The 17,206-nt window shown below is 66.7% G+C and carries 16 protein-coding genes; 9 read left to right on the top strand and 7 right to left on the bottom strand.

Annotated features, from left to right (window positions below; translation table 11 throughout):
- Positions 1-8: 8 nt before the first annotated feature.
- Together CS1BSM3_RS02135 and CS1BSM3_RS02130 are read left to right on the top strand one after the other, a co-directional pair.
- Complete coding sequence (locus CS1BSM3_RS02135) at positions 9-1,394, top strand: aminotransferase class I/II-fold pyridoxal phosphate-dependent enzyme (RefSeq protein WP_072385335.1); 1,386 nt, start codon at positions 9-11, stop codon at positions 1,392-1,394.
- Complete coding sequence (locus tag CS1BSM3_RS02130; RefSeq protein WP_174263600.1) at positions 1,391-2,620, top strand: capsular polysaccharide export protein, LipB/KpsS family; 1,230 nt, start codon at positions 1,391-1,393, stop codon at positions 2,618-2,620. Before CS1BSM3_RS02135 ends, CS1BSM3_RS02130 begins: the two co-directional genes overlap by 4 nt.
- Here the strand turns inward: CS1BSM3_RS02130 and CS1BSM3_RS02125 are convergent.
- Complete coding sequence (locus CS1BSM3_RS02125; protein WP_072385333.1) at positions 2,591-3,916, bottom strand: capsule biosynthesis protein; 1,326 nt, start codon at positions 3,914-3,916, stop codon at positions 2,591-2,593. The genes CS1BSM3_RS02130 and CS1BSM3_RS02125 overlap by 30 nt on opposite strands.
- Before the next feature lie 207 nt (positions 3,917-4,123).
- On the opposite strand from CS1BSM3_RS02125, the gene CS1BSM3_RS02120 reads away from it, so the two are divergent.
- Both CS1BSM3_RS02120 and CS1BSM3_RS02115 read left to right on the top strand, forming a co-directional pair.
- Positions 4,124-5,008, top strand: a complete 885-nt coding sequence (locus CS1BSM3_RS02120; protein WP_072385332.1) for an alpha/beta fold hydrolase — start codon at positions 4,124-4,126, stop codon at positions 5,006-5,008.
- A complete protein-coding gene (locus tag CS1BSM3_RS02115) occupies positions 5,005-5,475 on the top strand; it encodes a GNAT family N-acetyltransferase (protein WP_072385331.1) in 471 nt (156 codons plus the stop codon). Before CS1BSM3_RS02120 ends, CS1BSM3_RS02115 begins: the two co-directional genes overlap by 4 nt.
- 23 nt (positions 5,476-5,498) lie before the next feature.
- On the opposite strand, the gene CS1BSM3_RS02110 is transcribed toward CS1BSM3_RS02115, so the two are convergent.
- From CS1BSM3_RS02110 to CS1BSM3_RS02095, 4 genes are all read right to left on the bottom strand, one after another.
- Positions 5,499-5,762, bottom strand: coding sequence for a 2TM domain-containing protein (locus CS1BSM3_RS02110; RefSeq protein ID WP_072385330.1), 264 nt, complete (start codon positions 5,760-5,762; stop codon positions 5,499-5,501).
- A gap of 96 nt (positions 5,763-5,858) precedes the next feature.
- Positions 5,859-6,764, bottom strand: a complete 906-nt coding sequence (locus tag CS1BSM3_RS02105) for an NAD-dependent epimerase/dehydratase family protein (protein ID WP_072385329.1) — start codon at positions 6,762-6,764, stop codon at positions 5,859-5,861.
- A gap of 31 nt (positions 6,765-6,795) precedes the next feature.
- Positions 6,796-7,557 (bottom strand): SDR family NAD(P)-dependent oxidoreductase, encoded by a 762-nt coding sequence (locus tag CS1BSM3_RS02100; RefSeq protein ID WP_072385328.1) that lies wholly within the window; start codon positions 7,555-7,557, stop codon positions 6,796-6,798.
- A gap of 29 nt (positions 7,558-7,586) precedes the next feature.
- Entirely contained in the window at positions 7,587-9,287 is a 1,701-nt protein-coding gene (locus tag CS1BSM3_RS02095) for a thiamine pyrophosphate-binding protein (RefSeq protein WP_083528160.1), read from the bottom strand.
- A gap of 168 nt (positions 9,288-9,455) precedes the next feature.
- Here CS1BSM3_RS02095 and CS1BSM3_RS02090 point away from each other — a divergent pair, with 168 nt between their 5' ends.
- A complete protein-coding gene (locus tag CS1BSM3_RS02090; RefSeq protein WP_072385327.1) occupies positions 9,456-10,301 on the top strand; it encodes a VOC family protein in 846 nt (281 codons plus the stop codon).
- 212 nt (positions 10,302-10,513) lie between these two features.
- Here the strand turns inward: CS1BSM3_RS02090 and CS1BSM3_RS02085 are convergent, their stop codons facing one another.
- Entirely contained in the window at positions 10,514-11,722 is a 1,209-nt protein-coding gene (locus tag CS1BSM3_RS02085; protein ID WP_072385326.1) for a CaiB/BaiF CoA transferase family protein, read from the bottom strand.
- 190 nt (positions 11,723-11,912) lie between these two features.
- Here CS1BSM3_RS02085 and CS1BSM3_RS02075 point away from each other — a divergent pair, with 190 nt between their 5' ends.
- The 3 genes from CS1BSM3_RS02075 to CS1BSM3_RS02065 all read left to right on the top strand — a co-directional run bounded on the left by CS1BSM3_RS02075 (position 11,913) and on the right by CS1BSM3_RS02065 (position 15,178).
- Positions 11,913-12,851, top strand: a complete 939-nt coding sequence (locus CS1BSM3_RS02075) for a DMT family transporter (RefSeq protein WP_072385324.1) — start codon at positions 11,913-11,915, stop codon at positions 12,849-12,851.
- Between the two features lie 150 nt (positions 12,852-13,001).
- Positions 13,002-14,270: an OmpA family protein gene (locus CS1BSM3_RS02070; RefSeq protein WP_083528159.1), complete on the top strand. Its 1,269-nt coding sequence runs from the start codon at positions 13,002-13,004 to the stop codon at positions 14,268-14,270.
- Positions 14,271-14,281: 11 nt separating this feature from the next.
- Complete coding sequence (locus CS1BSM3_RS02065) at positions 14,282-15,178, top strand: DNA adenine methylase (RefSeq protein ID WP_072385322.1); 897 nt, start codon at positions 14,282-14,284, stop codon at positions 15,176-15,178.
- Here the strand turns inward: CS1BSM3_RS02065 and CS1BSM3_RS02060 are convergent.
- A complete protein-coding gene (locus CS1BSM3_RS02060) occupies positions 15,120-16,199 on the bottom strand; it encodes an LLM class flavin-dependent oxidoreductase (protein ID WP_072385321.1) in 1,080 nt (359 codons plus the stop codon). The genes CS1BSM3_RS02065 and CS1BSM3_RS02060 overlap by 59 nt on opposite strands.
- 348 nt (positions 16,200-16,547) lie before the next feature.
- Between CS1BSM3_RS02060 and CS1BSM3_RS02055 the strand changes: the two genes are divergently transcribed.
- Positions 16,548-17,048 carry a hypothetical protein gene (locus CS1BSM3_RS02055; RefSeq protein ID WP_072385320.1) on the top strand — a complete coding sequence of 167 codons (501 nt, stop codon included), beginning with the start codon at positions 16,548-16,550 and terminating at the stop codon, positions 17,046-17,048.
- Positions 17,049-17,206 lie beyond the last annotated feature (158 nt).

Here is a 17,206-nt window from a genome sequence, read left to right as displayed (position 1 = left end):
CTAGGGGAATGAGCGTGAGAGGATCGAACGGCAAATTGCTGGCTGCGGACGACAAGAGCGATCTCATCGCGCGCATGCGTGCTCTCGCCGGCATCCCGCGCGCACCCGCGCGCGATGATGCAGTGCCCCAGCGGGTGGCGCCGGCCTTCGACACGCTCGACGAATACAAGCTCCTTACGCAGCATCGCGAGATCGGGCACAGCCAGGGCGTGGCGGATCCTTTCTTTCGCCTGCAGCGCGGGCGCGCCGGATCGATCGCCATCATCGAGGGGCGCGAAGTCATGAACTTCGCCTCCTACGACTATCTCGGCCTCAATCACGCGCCTTCAGTGGCCGTTGCGGCCAAATCCGCGATCGACATGTACGGCACATCCGTCTCGGCGAGCCGGCTCGTTGCGGGCGAGCGGCCGATCCTGCGCGATCTCGAGCGCGGGCTGGCCGAGGTCTATGCCGCCGAGGACGCCGCTGTCTTCGTCAGCGGCCACGCAACCAATGTCGGTGTCATATCGACGCTCATGCGGCCCGAGGATCTCGTGCTCTACGACGAGCTCTGCCACGCGAGCATCCTGGTTGGCGCCAAGCTCTCGGGCGCGGCGCGGCGCGCCTTCAGACACAATGATCTCGCGACGCTCGAACGGCTCCTGGAGGATGCGGCCGGCGCGCACGAGCGCATTCTGATCGTCGTCGAGGGCCTTTACTCCATGGATGGCGATGTGCCGGATCTTGCGCGTCTCGTCGAGATCAAGCGGCGCTACGGTGCCTGGCTGATGGTCGACGAGGCTCACGCGCTCGGCGTGCTTGGCGCGACCGGGCGCGGCCTCGCAGAGGATGCGGGCGTCGATCCGCGTGCCGTCGACATCTGGATGGGGACGCTCAGCAAGACGCTCGCGGGATCGGGTGGGTACATTGCCGGCTCGGCGAGCCTCGTCGAGCTGTTGAAGCTCGGTGTCTCGGGTTTCGTGTATAGCGTCGGCCTCTCGCCGCCGGTTGCGGGGGCGACACTGGAGGCGCTCGCGGTCATGATGCGCGAGCCCGAGCGGACAGCGCGCCTGAAGCGCAACGGCCAGCTCTTTCTCGAGGCGGCACGTGCGGCTGGCCTCGATACCGGGCTCGGGTGCGGTCATGCGATCTGCCCCATAATGGTCGGCGACTCGTTGCGCGCGGCGAAGCTCAGCGAGCGTTTGCTGGCGGCGGGCCTGAATGTCCTGCCGATCATCTATCCTGCCGTGCCCATGCAGTCGGCGCGGTTGCGCTTCTTCATCACGAGCGAGCATACGGAGGCGCAGATCAGGTCGGCTGTCGAGATGACGCGGCGCGAGCTGGACAGGCTCGTCGCTGATGGCGTCGGTCTCTCCGGCGTCGCGCAGCGGCTGGCATCGGGATGGCGTCCATGAGGACCATACGCGCAGATCGTTACGGGTATGGCGCGCGCGAGGGAAGAGCGTCCCTTCCGACTGGGATGCAGGACCAAGGTCGCGCTTGCGACGCGCGCATGTCGATGGCCATGGGCGAGAACGAGGTGCCGACGTGGCCGACCACGCTGGCGATGGGGAACGGCGTGGTTGTTGCCGGCGTCGCTCGATGGAATCGCAAAGTCATGGGAGCGCTGCTGCGGGAGTTCGACGCTACGCCGCGCATCGCCGCCGACATCGCTGAGGGAATTGGGATCGCGCAGCGCGAAGGCCGCACGCTCGTCGCCTGGGCGGCCAAGCTGACGACGGCCATGGAGCGGCGCGCGACCGAGGCAGGAATCGCCGTCGTCAGGATTGAGGACGGATTTCTGCGCTCTGTCGGCCTCGGCGCAGGGCTCGTGCCGGGTGCCTGCTTCGCCCTCGACGGGCGCGGCATCCACTATGACGCAACGCGCCCGAGTGATCTCGAGCACCTGCTGGCGCATGCGGATGTCTCGCCTGCGGAGATGCAGCACGGCGCCCACCTTGCTGCGCTCATCGCCGGAAACAGGTTGTCCAAATACAATCTGGGCGGTGTCCCGCAGCACCTGCCGCCGACGTTCGGTCGCGCGCGCATTCTCGTGCCGGGGCAAGTGGCGGACGATGCCGCCGTCCGCTGTACGCTTTCAGATACGATCGACCTGCGGGCCGCGAACATCAATCTCGCGCTGCTGCGCGCGGCACGGGAGCGCAATCCCGGAGCCTTTATCGTCTACAAGCCGCACCCAGATGTCGTGCGCGGCTTGCGTCCGGGGGAGGTTGCACCGGAGGATGTGCGCGCGTTGGCGGATGCGGAGATGGCCGACGCGGACATTCTCGATCTGATCGCGCAGTGCGACCGCGTCGAGACGCTCTCCTCGCTCACGGGCTTCGAAGCGCTGATCCGCGGCAAGCCGGTGACGGTGCATGGCGCTCCGTTCTATGCCGGCTGGGGACTCACACAGGATCTGACGGCGCTGCCGCGACGCGGGCGCTGGAGAACGCTGGCCGAGCTCGTTTACTTGAGCCTCGTTCGCTATTGCCGCGCTGTCGATCCCGAAAGACTCGAGCCGCTCTCGTGCGAGCAGCTCATCGCGCGCCTCGCCGAGATCAAAGCTCGGCCGCCGCGGCGCGCGCTCGCCGCGGCGCGAATGCGTCTCTCATGGGTAGGCCACAAGCTCGGGCTCTGAGGGCGCATCCGACATGAGCTCGATGCCGAGGCGGCGGGCGTCAGCGAGGCGCGGCGGCACGGCGACGAAACCACCGGGCTCGTTGACCGCGTTGTTCAGCAGACGCCCCGCGATTTCGGCAATGGCGCGCGCACGACCCTCGCGATTGTAGAAGCTGCCTCGGACCTGGATCGTATTCGCGAGCAGGCGGATGAAGGCGTCCCGGAGCTCGGGATCGGGCAGCTCGGGCGTGCTCCAGAACGTGTCGAGCGGGCCCTGATGGGTGAGGCCCGGAATATCGAACATGGCGAGGCCAAGGACCTTTGTCGGCCGCAGGCGCTGGATGGCGTGAATGCCGACCGTGCTGTTGATGACGACGACGCGGCGCGCCTCGTCCAGCAGCGTCGGCAAGTGCCCGCCGTCGATGGTCGAGACACGATGCGCCATGCCGAGCGCGGCGGCACTTCGTGCGACGGTGCGTGACCAGCTCTCGCGCCCGTTGTCGAGCGGATGGATCTTGAAAACGATATCGAGATCGGGCGGGGCTGCGCGCTTCATGGAGGCGAGGACGATCTCGATGGCCTCGCGCTGATGATTGAAGGGCGCATTGGCGCGGAGCTGGTAGTCGTTCTGCATCTGCAGCGGCATCAGCACGTACTTGCGCTTTGTCTGCAGCCAGTTGCGCGTGCGCGTGGTGGCCCGACGGCCGCGACGGCCCGAGGCCATGAGGCGCGGGATGTAGCTCAGGTAGTTCACGAGCGGATTGTAGTAGCTGTCGGCATTGTAGCGTGGGTAGAGCGGTGTTCCAAAGAAGGTGGTGAGGTGATGAAACACCTCGCGGAACGCCTCCATCGCGAAGGAATGTGTGTAGCGCTCCTCAAGAAGGGGCGCCGGGAGGCGGGCGGCGGCGGCCCTGATCATCTCGGGGTCGCGCGGGAAGTGAGAGAGTGCCGACATCCCCTCGCGCTCAAGCGTGATCCAGTCGGGCCGCAGGTAGCCGAACTCGTACACAGTGCCGCGAATGCCGAGCGCGCCGGTCACGTCGACCGCGGCGCGATGATACGGCAGACGGTCGCCGTAATAGAGCACATCCGTGATGCCGTGCCGGCGGATGTAGTCCGCGAGGTAGGTCGGCCAGTCCGCGAACGAACCACGATAGTTCGCAGCCGGGCGCCAGCCCCACTGCAGGACATCGCCGAGGCAGAGGTTGATCCGGTGCACGCCGCAGCCGCGCGCGCCGAGTGCGTCGGCGAGCTCGGGGGCGAAAGGGCCGGGCGGCGCCTGAAGAAAGAGGATGGTGGGCTTGCCGCTGAGCATGGCTCTTCGTCTCGACGCATACATCGTCCACTGTGGGGCCGCAGGATCAGCAAGGGGCCTCGGCTAGCCAAAGGCAAGCGTCGCACGCAGTGTGCCAACAGATTTTGCAGAGGCAGCCGCCATCTGTTGATTGCCTGCAACGCGCGCGCGATCTGCTAGAATGCCGGCAAACTTCGATAGAGGTCAGCAGATCAGGGAGGGCGAGAGATGGCATATGCGACGGCCGACGACGGGGTTCGCCTCTACTACGAGGAAACCGGTTCTGGGCGGACGGTGATCTTCGTCCACGAGTTCGCCGGTGACATGCGGAGCTGGGAGCCGCAGATGCGCCATTTCGGCCGCACCTACCGCTGCATTTCCTACAATGCGCGCGGCTATCCCCCGTCCGATGTCCCGCCGGATCACGGCAGCTACTCGCAGGCGCGTGCCGCCGACGACATCAAGGCGGTGCTCGATGCGGCAGGTGCGGACGACGCGCACATCATCGGTCTTTCCATGGGCGGCTTCGCGACGCTGCACTTCGGCTTCCGGCATCCCAGGCGGGCCCGCTCGCTGTGCGTCGGGGGCTGCGGATATGGCGCCGAGCCGGAGCAGAGTGATCGCTTCAAGGCCGAGGCGGAGACGACTGCGAACCTGCTCACGACCGGCGGCATGGAGAAATTCGCCGATGCCTATGCGCATGGGCCGACGCGCGTGCAGTTCGAGAACAAGGACCCGCGCGGCTTTGCCGAGTTCAAGCGGATGCTGGCGGAGCATTCCGCGCTCGGCTCGGCCAACACGCAGCTCGGCGTGCAGCGCGCGCGTCCGTCGCTCTACACGCTCGTCGATGAGATGAAGAAGCTCACGGTGCCGACGCTGATCATCACCGGCGACGAGGATTGGCCGTGCCTGATGCCGGGCATCCTCATGAAGCGGAACATCGCGTCGTCGGCGCTCGCGGTCATGCCGAATGCCGGTCACGCCATCAATCTCGAGGATCCCGATGTCTACAACCGTATTGTCGGCGACTTCCTCGCGAGCGTGGAGAGCGGCCGCTGGCCGATGCGCGATCCGCGCGCCATGAGCGCGTCGATCACCGGAATGAAGACATGAGCATCGTGAGCGGCGCGATCGATGACCGCATCGTCTATCGGGAGGCCGCGGGCGACGACCTGCCGGGCATTTCGCGCGTGCGCTTTGCCGTGCGCGAGAACATCCTCACGCCCGAGCAGCTCAGAGCGCGCGGGATCACCGAAGCGAGCGTCGCCGCGTCGTTCCTGACGACGTCGAAGGGCTGGGTGGCGATCTGCAGGGGCGAGATCGTCGGTTTTTCGATTGCAGATCGGGAGGAGTGTTCGGTGTTCGCGCTGTTCGTGCACCCCGACTACGAGCGGCGCGGTATCGGGAGCCATCTCTTCGACCGCGCCGTCGATTGGCTCTGGGCCAATGGCGCACGACGCCTATGGCTCACAACCGGGCCGAATACGACGGCGGCCCGGTTCTATGAGCGTCGTGGATGGACAGCGACGGGCGCCGCCGAATACGGCGATGTGCGATACGAGATCGCCCGCCCGTCGTGAAACCCGATGTGAAAAGCGTGCAGTTAGCGCCGCACGATCTCGCGGAACTTCCGCCGCTCCCAGTTCACGAGGAATTGAGGCTTCGAGGCGTAAACGGCGATCGCATGGGCGACGACGCCGATGCCCCAGCCGAACCAAACCCACTGGACCCACCAGCCGTCGCCGGCACTTGCGTTCAGCGCCGTGAGGATCAGCATTACGCCCAAATACGCCGCCAGGTGCACGTAGAAGCCCTCGATCGCGGCAACGCGCCGCCGGGCGGCCTCAACCTGGTGTTGGTGAACCATAAGTCTCTCCCGAATTACATCGTTCAGCGTCGCAACGCGACCTGACCATGGAAAGCATTTAGGGGCCCTTCCGGTTCCCCGAGAGGAGGTGCGACCTTATGACCGCAGCGGGCTGCCCTGTGCGATCTCATCGAGCAGCGAGCGTGCGTGAGGCGCCCAGCCGAGCTCCTTGCGCGCACGGGCGGCCCGGACGCGGCTGTTCGAGCCCATGGTGTCCTGTGCGGGGCCATCACCCCATTCGGCCGCAGCTTCCTCGAGCGACATGGCCTTCGTGGTTCCGTCAAAGCCGAGCATCCGGCTGATCGCGGCGCACGCTTCGCGCATGGAATTCTCGCCGTTCTCCGCGAAGTAGAAGGCGCCGGCCGGCGCGGCATCGAGTACGCGCAGGTACAGGTCGACCAGATCGTCGATGTGGATATTGGACCAGACGTTCTCGCCAGGGCCGTAGTGCTTGGCGACGCCGTGCTTCCTGGCGGTCCGAATGAGCCAGGGGACCTGCACGCTGTCCGCCTTCGCGCCGAGACCTTGGCCGTAGATCAGGCTCGGACAGACGATGGCCGTGCGCACGCCTTTGCTCGCATAGGAGAGGATCTCCTTGTCGAGGGCCACGCGGGCGGCGCGCGCCGGCGACGGCGTGAAGGGGGTAGTCTCGTCGAAGACGTCGTCCACGCGTTGACCGGCAGAGCGCGTGCCGACGATGCTCGAGCCGCTGGTGTGGATGAAGGCTTTGCCCGAGCCGGCGAGCGCATCGAGGAGGGCGATGGCCGCACCGCGGTGGTCGGCGCTCCCGGCATTGATAACAGCATCCGCGGCCTTTGCTTCCTGCGCGAGGATCGCGGCATCATCGAGCGTCCCGATCACCGGCTCGATGCCGAGAGCGCGAACCTTCTCCGCGCTCTCTGCCGAGCGGACGAGCCCGCGCACGTGATGACCGGATGCCATGAGCGCCGCAGCGACAGAGCCGCCGATGTAGCCGGATGCGCCTGTGCAGAAGATTTTCATGGCTGCGCCTTTCGTGGATGGCTCGCGAACCCTACAGCGTGAGGCCGCCGTCGATCACGATGGTCTGACCCGTGACCATGGCAGCGCCGAAGCCCAGGAAGAGAATGACCTCGGCAATGTCATCGGTCGTGCAGCGCCGCTTGAGGAGTGCATTCTCGATCGAGGCGTGGCGCTGCTGGTCCGTCCATTCGACCATCCAGGTCGAGTCCACTGCGCCGGGCGCCACGGCATTGACACGCACGTCCGGCGCGAGGCCGCGGGCGAGGTTCTGCGTGAGGCTGACGACGCCGGCCTTCGTCGCCGAGTAGGCCATGCTGCTGCCGGCGCGGCCGAGACCGGCGATCGAGGCCGTGTTGACGATGGCGCCGCGGGCCGCCTTGAGCGCCGGTGCGGCGGCCTTCGCACAGCGGAAGACGCCGAGCAGGTTCACCTGCAGGAGTGTATTGAAGAGCTCTTCCGTGATGAGGTCCAGCTCGCGCGGCTCGATCTTGCGCTTGGTGCCGGGCGTGCCGGCATTCGACACGAGCAGATCGAGCCGGCCGAGATCGTCGCTCGCCTTCGCGACCATGCGCGCGCAATCGGCGGCATCGCCGACGTTGCCGGGCGCTGCGATCACCTTCAAGCCATCGGCCTTGAGCTTGGCGACGGTGTCGGCGCCGCGCGGGTCATCGGCGAGGAAGTTCACGGCGACGGTCGCGCCATTGCGGCCGAGCATGACGGCCGTCGAGAGGCCGATACCGGAGGCGCCGCCGGTCACGAGCGCCGTCTTGCCGGCGAGGTCATAGCTGATCATGTGATGCTCCGTTTGTGTGATGTTCGTTCTCAGGCGGCGCCTTCGGGCAGCCACGGTGTGGGGGCGCGTGCCTCGATGTCGGTGACGACGTCGACGACGACGGTCTCGTCGGCCGCAATGGCCTCCTCGAGCGCCGCGGCGATCTTGTTCGGATCCTCGACGCGGATGGCGCGAACGCCGAAGCCGCGCGCGATGGCCGCGAAGTCCGTCGGGCCGAAGCGCAGCATTTCGGCGGGATCGCCCGGCTTGTTGCCCTGTTGACGCACGAGATTGGGCCAGCCCTGACCGAAGCCCGAGTTGTTGTTGACGATGAGCGTCACGGCAATGCCGCGCCGCTTGGCTGTTTCGAGCTCGGTGAGATGATAGTAGAGCGCGCCATCGCCGCTGAAGCAGACAACCTTGCGGTTAGGGGCCGCACACTTCGCGCCGAGTGAGGCGGGAAACGCCCAGCCGAGCGATCCTGCCGCGCGCAGATAGGTCTGGCCGGCGCCATTGAGATCGACGAGCGTAGATGTCCAGATGCCGGAATAGCCGGTGTCGGCGACGAGGATGGCGTCCGCGGGGAGCGCCTTGCTGATCTCGGCGCAGAGGCGATCCGGCCGGATGGGTGTCTCGTTGCTGGCGAGGAGCGGCGCTCGTTCCGCGCGCCATTCCGCCATGCTGTGGACAGCGCTCGTCGCGTAGCTCTGATCGCGCGCGGGCTTGCCGATGGCCTCGATGAGCAGCGCGAGCGTCGCCTTGGGATCGCCCATGAGGCCGAGCGTGTTCGGGTACGAGCGGCCAAGCTCGATCGGGTCGACGTCGATCTGCACGATGGGCGTGTCGATCGGCGGAATGCGCCATGCGTACGTGACCTGGTCGCCGGTGTGGCAGCCGACGTACAGCACGAGGTCCGCTTCGTGCACGATGCGGTTGGCGGGTGGCGCCGCGTAGTCGCCGATGGTGCCGATGGCGAGCGGATGGCGCGTCGGGATGAGGCCGTATGCGCCGAGTGAGACGCCGATCGGCGCCGCGAGCCGCTCACCGAGCGTCAGCAGCTCCGCGCCGCAGCCTGAGGCCGTGGCCCCGGCACCCACAATGATCGCCACGCGCTTGGCTGCGAGAATCGCCTTGGCCGCGCGCGCGATGTCGTCGGCAGGTGGTACGGGCCGGTGTGGCGGCATCCGCATGTCGAGTGGTGACGCCGCGCTCACAGGCTCGCTCACCTGCCCCATCTCGACGACTTCGGCGATACGGCCGTTGAGGTCCAGATGCACGGGCCGCGGCGATCCGGTCATGGCCGCGCGCCACGCTTGCCGCAGGAGGCGCGGCAGGTCGGCGGCGGAGTCGACTTCCGCGGCGAACTTCGTGACGGCGGCAAAAAGCGGCGCGTGCGGCAGCTCCTGATAAGCATTGCGGTGCTGCAGTGATGCAACCTTGCGTCCGGTGAGCGCGATGACGGGGCTGCGCCCGAGATAGGGGTCCTGCAGGCCCGCTGCGAGGTTCGCCGCGCCGACCGACTGCGCGAAGCAGATGCCAGGCCGGCCGGCAATACGCGCATAGCCATCGGCCATGTAGACGGCGGACTTCTCGGTGTGCGCGAGCACGCGCGTGACGCCGAGCACGCCGAGCTCGATGAGCGTGCGGCGCAGGACGGCGTCGATCCAGAAGACATGCGTCGTGCCTGTGGCGTGGATGGTGCGCGCGAGCCATTCGGCGCCGGTCATGGAGTCGGCGGGGGCATTGGGCATGTTTCCTCGCAGGCGGCTTGTTGTTGGGAGACACGACTATAGCAACGTGCGGCGATCTGGACAGGCCGCGCGCGTGCATGGCGAGGTCGCGCCATTGCCTGGGACAGGCCGATCGGGCGTGCTAAGGGATGAGCATCGGCGCGAACTGACAAGCAAGCGAGGTTCCGAATGGCGCTCCCTGTCCCGACACTCGACCATGTCGTCATCAATGCCCGCACGGACATCGACGGCGCCGCCGAGACCTTCCGCCGGCTGGGTTTCACGCTGACCGAGCGCGGCTATCACACGCTCGGCTCGATGAACCACCTCGCGATGTTCGGGACGGACTATCTCGAGTTGATCGCCGTGCCGAAGGATGCCGCGCCGGATGTGCGGCCCGATGTGCAGGCCTCGCCCTACGGCCTCAATGGTTTCGTGTTCGGGATGGAGGATTCGGCAGCGCTCCATGCGGCGTTGAGCGCGGCCGGCGTCAATGCCAAGGCGCCGCGCGAGTTCTCGCGACCCGTGAGGCTCGAGGACGGTGAGCATCAGGCGACGTTCCGCACGGTCTCGATACCCGACGCCGATACGCCGTACGGGCGCATCTACTATTGCCATCACCTGACGCGCGATCTCGTGTGGCGTGACGAGTGGCGGCGGCATGCGAACGGCGTTGTTGCCGTCTCGCGCGCGGTGTTCGTGCATCCTGATCCGGCCGCGGCGGCGCAGCTCTATGCATGCATGTTCGGCGTAGAGGCCGTGCGCGACATCGAGGGCGGCAAGCGTGTTGTCGCGGCGGCGACCGATCTGGAGATCGTCACGGAGGCGACGGCGCGGCGCGAATTCGGCGAGGGAATGCCCGATGCGGTCGGGCGTTCGACCTATATGGCTGTGCTCGGCTTCCGCACGTCGTCCGTGAAGCGCGCGGCCGACGTCCTCAAGCAGAACGGCATTCCATTTTCGGAGCCGCGCGCCGGAGTTCTCCACGTGCCGGCGCGCGCGGCCTTCAACACCACGCTGACGTTCGGCGAGTAGCCGGCTGCCGCGGGGCTTGCTCAACAGATCCCTCCCCCCTTGTGGGGGAGGTTAGGAGGGGGGGATTGCAGGACGCTGGCGTTAGGGGTTCCCCCCACCCCTAACCCCTCCCCGTCGCGCCAGAGGCGCGCGTCCCGCGCGACCGCGCCGAAGGCGCGCCTTCGGCGCTGGGGGAGGGGAATAGAGGTTCATTGGAGCCGTGTCGGGCAGGATCAAATCACGCCCTTGGCCTTCAGGGCCTTGATCTCTGCTTCGCCATAGCCGAGGCCTGTGAGCACGTCCGCCGTGTGCTCGCCGAGCTCGGGCGTCGCGTCGAGCGCCTCGGGCTGCGGAAAGCGCGACATGTTGATGGGCTGGCCGACGACCCGCGTGTCGCCGATCTTTTCGCTGTGCATCTTGCGCGCGATGCCGAGATGCTGGACCTGCGGCTCGGCGAATGTCTTGTCGATCGTGTTGATCGGACCGCTCGGCACGCCAGCCTTGTTGAGCGCGGCAATCCAGTGCGCGGCGGTGTTCGTGCGCGTGCGCGCCGCGAACTTCTCGTTGAGCACCTTGCGATTGGCGGAGCGCTTGGCGCTCGTCGCGTAGTCGGGATCGGAGAGAAGCTCGGACGCGCCGAGAGCTTCGCAGCAGCGCTTGAACATGTGGTCGCCGGATGCGGCGATGTTGATGTGCCCGTCGCTCGTCGGGAAGACGCCGGTCGGGATGCTCGTCGGATGGTCGTTGCCGGCCTGCCCCGGTACCTCGCCTTTCATGAGCCAGCGCGCGGCCTGGAAGTCGAGCATGAAGATCTGCGCTTCGATGAGCGAGGTGTGCACCCACTGGCCTTTGCCCGAGCGCTCGCGCTCGTACAGCGCCAGCATGATGCCCTGCGCGAGCAGCAGGCCGGACGTCAGGTCCGCGATCGGGATGCCGACGCGCACGGGGCCCTGCCCGGGAAGGCCGGTGATCGACATGAGGCCGCCCATGCCCTGTGCGATCTGATCGACGCCGGGGCGCGTCGCGTCGGGGCCCGACTGGCCGAAACCCGAGATCGAGCCGTAGATGATGCGTGGATTGATTTTGACGACGCTGTCGTAGTCGACGCCGAGGCGCAGTTTCACATCGCTGCGGTAGTTCTCGACGATCACGTCGGCGTCCTTCGCGAGCGCCATGAAGATCGCCTTGCCCTCGGCGCTCTTGAGATTGAGCGTCATGGAGTGCTTGTTGCGATGGAGGTTCTGGAAATCGAAGCCGTGGCGCTTGCCGCCCATGGGATCGACATCGCCATCCGCGGGCGGCTCGATCTTGATGACGTGGGCGCCCCAGTCCGCGAGCTGGCGGACGGCCGTCGGTCCGGCGCGATGGGCGGTCAGATCGAGGACGCGAATGTGCGCGAGCGGAAGGGCGGCGCGCGCAGGTGAGCTCTCGGGCATGGGCATCCTCCGGTCTGGCGCCGCATCATGAGCGTGCGCGGCTTTCCCGCGAGACTACGCCGCGATTTCGCGCGAGGGCAACCGGCACTCCGCCGATTTGGCGCTCTGCTGATATGCGTCCGGCCGTGCCGGCTTGACGGCGGCGGTGCGATGACGCTCATAGGGCGCCTCGCATTGGAATTGGAAAGTGCCCGGAATGGCCAGCGAACCCGCACCGAGCGCCAAGCTCTCGCCGGCCATGGCATTTGGCCTGCTCCTCGTCATTGCTCTCTCGTGGGGCATGAGCTGGCCGGTGAACAAGGCCGTTCTCTCGTATGTCTCGCCGTTATGGGCGGTGGCGACGCGTTTGTGGGTCGCGACCGCGGTGCTTGGCATCATATGTCTCGCGGTCGGCAAGCTGCGCCTGCCCCCGCGCGAGGACCTGCCAATGGTCGTGAGCCTCGCGGTGCTGCACATGGGGCTCTTCGCGTGCCTGACGAGCCTCGGCCTCGTCTATGTCTCCGCAGGTCGGACCGTGCTCGTCGCCTATACGACACCCTTGTGGGTGTTTCCCCTCGCGTGGCTCTTTGCCGGCGAGGCGCTGACCGGGCAGCGGCTCATTGCGATCGTGTGCGGGATGCTCGGTCTCGCGCTGCTGGTCAATCCGCTCGCCATTCAGTGGAGCGACAGCGGCGTACTGACGGGCCATGCGCTCATTCTGCTCGCCGCCGTGTGCTGGGCGGTCAGCATCGTCTACACGCGCCTGCACAAGTGGGTATCCTCGCCCTTCGACCTGCTCTTCTGGCAGCTCCTCCTCGGCTCGGTATTGACGAGCGCGGCGGCCTTCATCTTCGAAGGCTGGCCGGTCATCCGCGTCACGCCGCACTTCATCCTGCTGCTGCTCTACGGCGGCACGATCAGCACGTCGCTCGCCTATTGGGCGCTCAATACGGTCAACCGCTCGCTTCCGGCGACCACGACGGCGCTCGGGCTGCTGGCTGTACCCGTGTTCGGCGTGGTTTCCTCGATGATCACGCTCGGCGAGACATTCGACATGTTCACGATTGCGGCCCTGCTGCTGATCGTCGGCGGCATCGCGCTCGGGACCGTGCCGCGGCGGGAAGGCCTCCCCCCGCGCAAGTCGCCCGTGAGGTGAGCGCGGGCGGGCGTGGCGGAGAACGCCGGCTCGTGCCGCGGTAGGTCCTGGTTAACTTGCTTAACTTATAGTTGCGCTCTGGTTGCGGCAGCGCAGCGATCGGACTAAAGATATACGCAAGCACGATTTTCTTCAGACAGGAGTGCAGCGATGCGTCGGTCTCTGCTCGTCCTCATAATTTTAGTCATATCGAGCGGGGCTTTGGCCTCGGGTTATGCGATCTGGAACTATGTGAGCGGCGACCGCACCGAGGGCGCTGCCACGGCCATCGCGCCGGCAGGCGAAGCCGGCAAGCCGGTTACGCGGAGCGCCGCACTCACGCCTCCTTCGTCATTGCCGCCGGGTACGTCGGCGCTTCTTGCCATCGAGGTAGCACGCATCGATGCGGGCGGCCCATCCGTGCTCGCCGGGCGCGCGCCGCCGAACCACAAGGTCACGCTGCTCGCCAATGGCCGGGAGATTGCGACGGTTACCGCAACCGATGAGGGGCAGTGGTCGGCGATCGTGACCGAAGGCATTTCCGCCGGTTCCGTCGAGCTCTCGATCGTCTCGCAGCCCAAGGATGGCGGCGCATCCGTTCGCGGCGCGGCCCGCCAGCTGGTCGTTCCCGCGCCCGGGCCATCGCTTGCGCGTGCGTCGCCATCCGGCCCGCAGGCAGCGAAGTCCGCGAAGATCGACTACAACGGACCTGCGCCGCGCGTCGCCCCGCCGCCGATCGAGCGGCCGGAGGTCAAGGGCCGGGCCCCGGCTCCGGCGCAAGCAAATAGCGACGAGGCGGCCAACAAGCGGGCGCTTGCCGAATTCGAAGCGCTGGTCGAGCGCACGCGCAAGGAAGTGGCGGCGCAGCAGTCCGCAAGCCCGAGCACCAAGGCCGAGAGCGGTCCTGGCGCCGCAATGGGAGCCACGCCGCAGACGGCGTCGGCACAAGCGTCGCCGAGCCCTGCGCAGGCGTCCGCGGCGCCTTCACCAGCGTCCGCGCCGTCCTCGATACCCGAAGCCAGGTTCGCGTCTGCAATGCCGCTGTCGGCAGCGCCTACCGCGCGCCAAGATGCAGCTCCGGCTGCGGCACCGGCGCCGATCCCCGTGCCCATAACCTTCATGACGAACGCCGCGGCACTGACACCGGACGGCACGCGCGCGGCTTCGCTGCTCGCCGAGTACCTGCGGCTCAAGCGGCCGACCGGCATCACGCTCTCGGGGCACGCCGATGCGCGCGGGCCCGATGGCTACAACATGCGTCTGTCGCTCCGCCGCCTCGAAGCCATCCAGCGCTATCTGCGCGGGGCCGGCTACTCGGGTGAGCTGTCGCTTCTGCCGCGCGGGAAGCGCGAGCCCTACCAGGGCATCGATCGCAAGAGGCTGCCGCGCTACCTGATCCATCAGGCCGACCGTCGCGTCGAGCTTCGGCTGACGCCATAGTCCCGCACGGCATGCAGGCAAGGCTGCCGCATCCTGTTCCCTACCAGGGCTCGAAGCGTACGCTTGCGCCGCGCATCGGCGTCCACGCGCCGCGCGATATAGACGTGTGGTTCGAGCCCTTTGCCGGCTCGGCTGCCATGACGCTATGGGCGCTCGAGGCGCAGGTGGCGCGCCGCTATGTGATCGCCGACGTGCTCGCGCCGATCGCCGGGCTCTGGCGATTGATCATCGACGCGCCGGTTGCGACGGCAGAGCGCTATGGCGAGATCTGGCGTGGGCAGAAGCCCAGCGATCGCGACTACTTCAATGCCGTACGCGCGCGCTACAACGCGCATGGCGATCCGGTCGACCTGCTCTACCTGATCTGCCGCTGCGTGAAGAACGCCGTGCGCTTCAATGCAGCGGGGCAGTTCACGCAGTCCGTGGACCGGCGCCGCCTCGGCATGCGGCCTGAGCGCATGATGGCGGCCATTGCGGCGGCGTCGCAACTCATGCGCGGTCGCACCGAGGTGCGCAGCGGCGACTGGCTGGCAACGACTGCCGATGCGGGCCGGCGCGACTTCGTGTATCTCGATCCGCCTTATCTCGGCACGACGGTCGGGCGCGATCGGCGCTATGTCCGGCAGCTACAGCAGGCCGATCTCATCGAAGGCATCGAGGCCCTGCTCGCACGGGGCGTCCGCTTCATGCTGTCCTATGACGGCATGACGGGCGCCAAGTCCTATGGCGCGCCGCTGCCCGAAGCGCTCGGGCTGACGCGCCTGCTGCTCGAAGCCGGCACGTCCGCTCAGGCGACGCTCTCGGGCCGTGCCGAGCGGACGCTGGAGAGCCTCTATCTCTCCCCCGGCCTCAGGCCACCATGCGCCCCTTGTTCCGCTCTGCGAGAATTGGGCGGACCATCTTCTTGAAGCGCCACGCCTCGGCATCGTGCAGATAGCCCGAGAGGCAGAACGAGTGGCAGCCGATGTCGATGTACTGCTGGAGCACGTTGGCGCACTGTTCGGGGTTGCCGACAATGCAGATGCCGGCACCGGGGCGCGCGCGCGTGAGACCTGACCACAGGTTCGGCGCGATCAGATCGCCCATGGTCTTGCGCAGCTCCTGCACGCGCTGATTGGCAACGGACTGCGCATAGTGCTCGCGGATGTAGCGCTCGCGTTCCTCGGTGATGTTCTTGATGAGGCCTTCCGCGGCTTCCCAGGCATCGGCCTCCTTCTCGCGGCAGACGATCTGGAGGCGCATTCCGAAGCCGAGCTTATCCTCGCGCCCGAAATTGGCGGCGAGCACGCGCAGCTCCTTCATGTTGCTCGCGATCCGCTCCGTCGTGTCACCCCAGAAGAGATGAACGTCCGAGTGCTTGGCCGAGATCTCCGCCGCCTGCCCGGAGCCGCCGCCGAGATAGAACTTGGGATAGGGCTTCTGGTAGATCGGAGCCGCCAATTCGGCGCCTTTTAGCGTGTAGTGCTTGCCCTCGTGGTGGACCGGCTTGCCGTCCGAGGTCCAGAGCTTCTTGAGGATCTCGACCTCCTCGTCCATGACCTCGTAGCGCTGATCCTTGTCGAGCTTGATGCCCTCGGCGACGATCTCCGCCTCGCTCTGACCAGCAATGAGATTGATGGCAATGCGGCCGCCGGAGAGCTGATCGCAGGTCGAGATCATCTTCGCGAGCAGCACGGGGTTGATGTAGCCGGGCTTCGCCGCGACCAGCATCTTGATGGACTTCGTGCGGCCCATCATCAGCGCCGCGGTCATCCAGGCATCCCAGCACTGATGCCCGACCGGGATCAGCATGTACTCGAAGCTGCAGTCTTCCGCAGCGCGGGTCACGCGCTCGAACATCTCCGAGCCTGCCGCGACCTTGAGTGGATCGCCATAGTCGTCGGTATCGCCGCGGGTCGGCAGGAACCATCCGAACTCGAGTGGGCGCATATGCTTCTTCCCTGAACGTGTCTTTGTGATCGAGGCGACGCTAGTGTCCCGATTCCGAAGTTCGCCTCACCTCGATGCTGGCGTACCGAGCGAACTTCTGAATCAAAAGGGACACTAGAATCATAGTCTTGCTAGCGTGATTCAGATCGAGAAATTCGCTCGATGTCGTGCCGCGAGAGGTGGCGAATTTCTCGATCATCACGCTAGCCCAGGATCGGCGCCGGGTGAAGTTGCGTGGCGCTCAAGGCTGGGTTGCCCGCCCTTAGGCACGACCTGTGAATTTGAGTGGCATGGGGCCTGGAACAGGATCAGACTGTACGGACCGGCCCCGGTTTCTGGAGTACGACCATGATCCTCGGAATGTCGATCTCCGCCTTCACGACCTTGCACGTCGTCATCAGCCTCGCCGCGATCGCCCTCGGCCTCGTATGGATTGCCGACCTCGTCCGCGGGCGCCAGTCGCCGCTCATCGCGGGGCTCTTCCTGCTCCTGACCATCCTCACGAGCGTCACGGGCTTCATGTTTCCTGCCGCGGCAGTGACGCCCGCTCAGATCGTCGGCGGCATCTCGCTCGTCGTGTTGGCAGCGGCCGTGGTGGCGCTCTACGTGTTCGGCCTCAGAGGCATCTGGCGGCCGATCTACGTCACGACGGCCATCCTCGCGCTGTACTTCAATGTCTTCGTCGGCGTCGTGCAGGCCTTCCAGAAGATCGGCCCGTTGAGCGCGCTCGCGCCGACCCAGTCCGAGCCGCCCTTCCTCATCGCGCAGACGATCGTGCTGCTGCTCGCGGTCGTGGCCGGTTGGTTGGCGGCCCGCCGCTTTCGCGGCGGCCCGACGTCCATGACCTAGTGCATGCTCATTTCATGTGGACGCAGGCGTAGGCAGTCCCATACGCCGCACTCATTCCTCCCCCCTTGTGGGGGAGGTTAGGAGGGGGGATCGCAGAACGCCAGCGGTCAGGATTCCCCCCACCCCTAACCCCTCCCCACACTCGCGCCGAAGGCGCG

The sequence above is a fragment of the Hyphomicrobium sp. CS1BSMeth3 genome, from assembly GCF_900117415.1.
Lineage (GTDB): Bacteria > Pseudomonadota > Alphaproteobacteria > Rhizobiales > Hyphomicrobiaceae.
The sequence above is the reverse complement of the archived record's forward strand: the minus strand, read 5'-3'. Positions and strand labels throughout refer to the sequence as shown.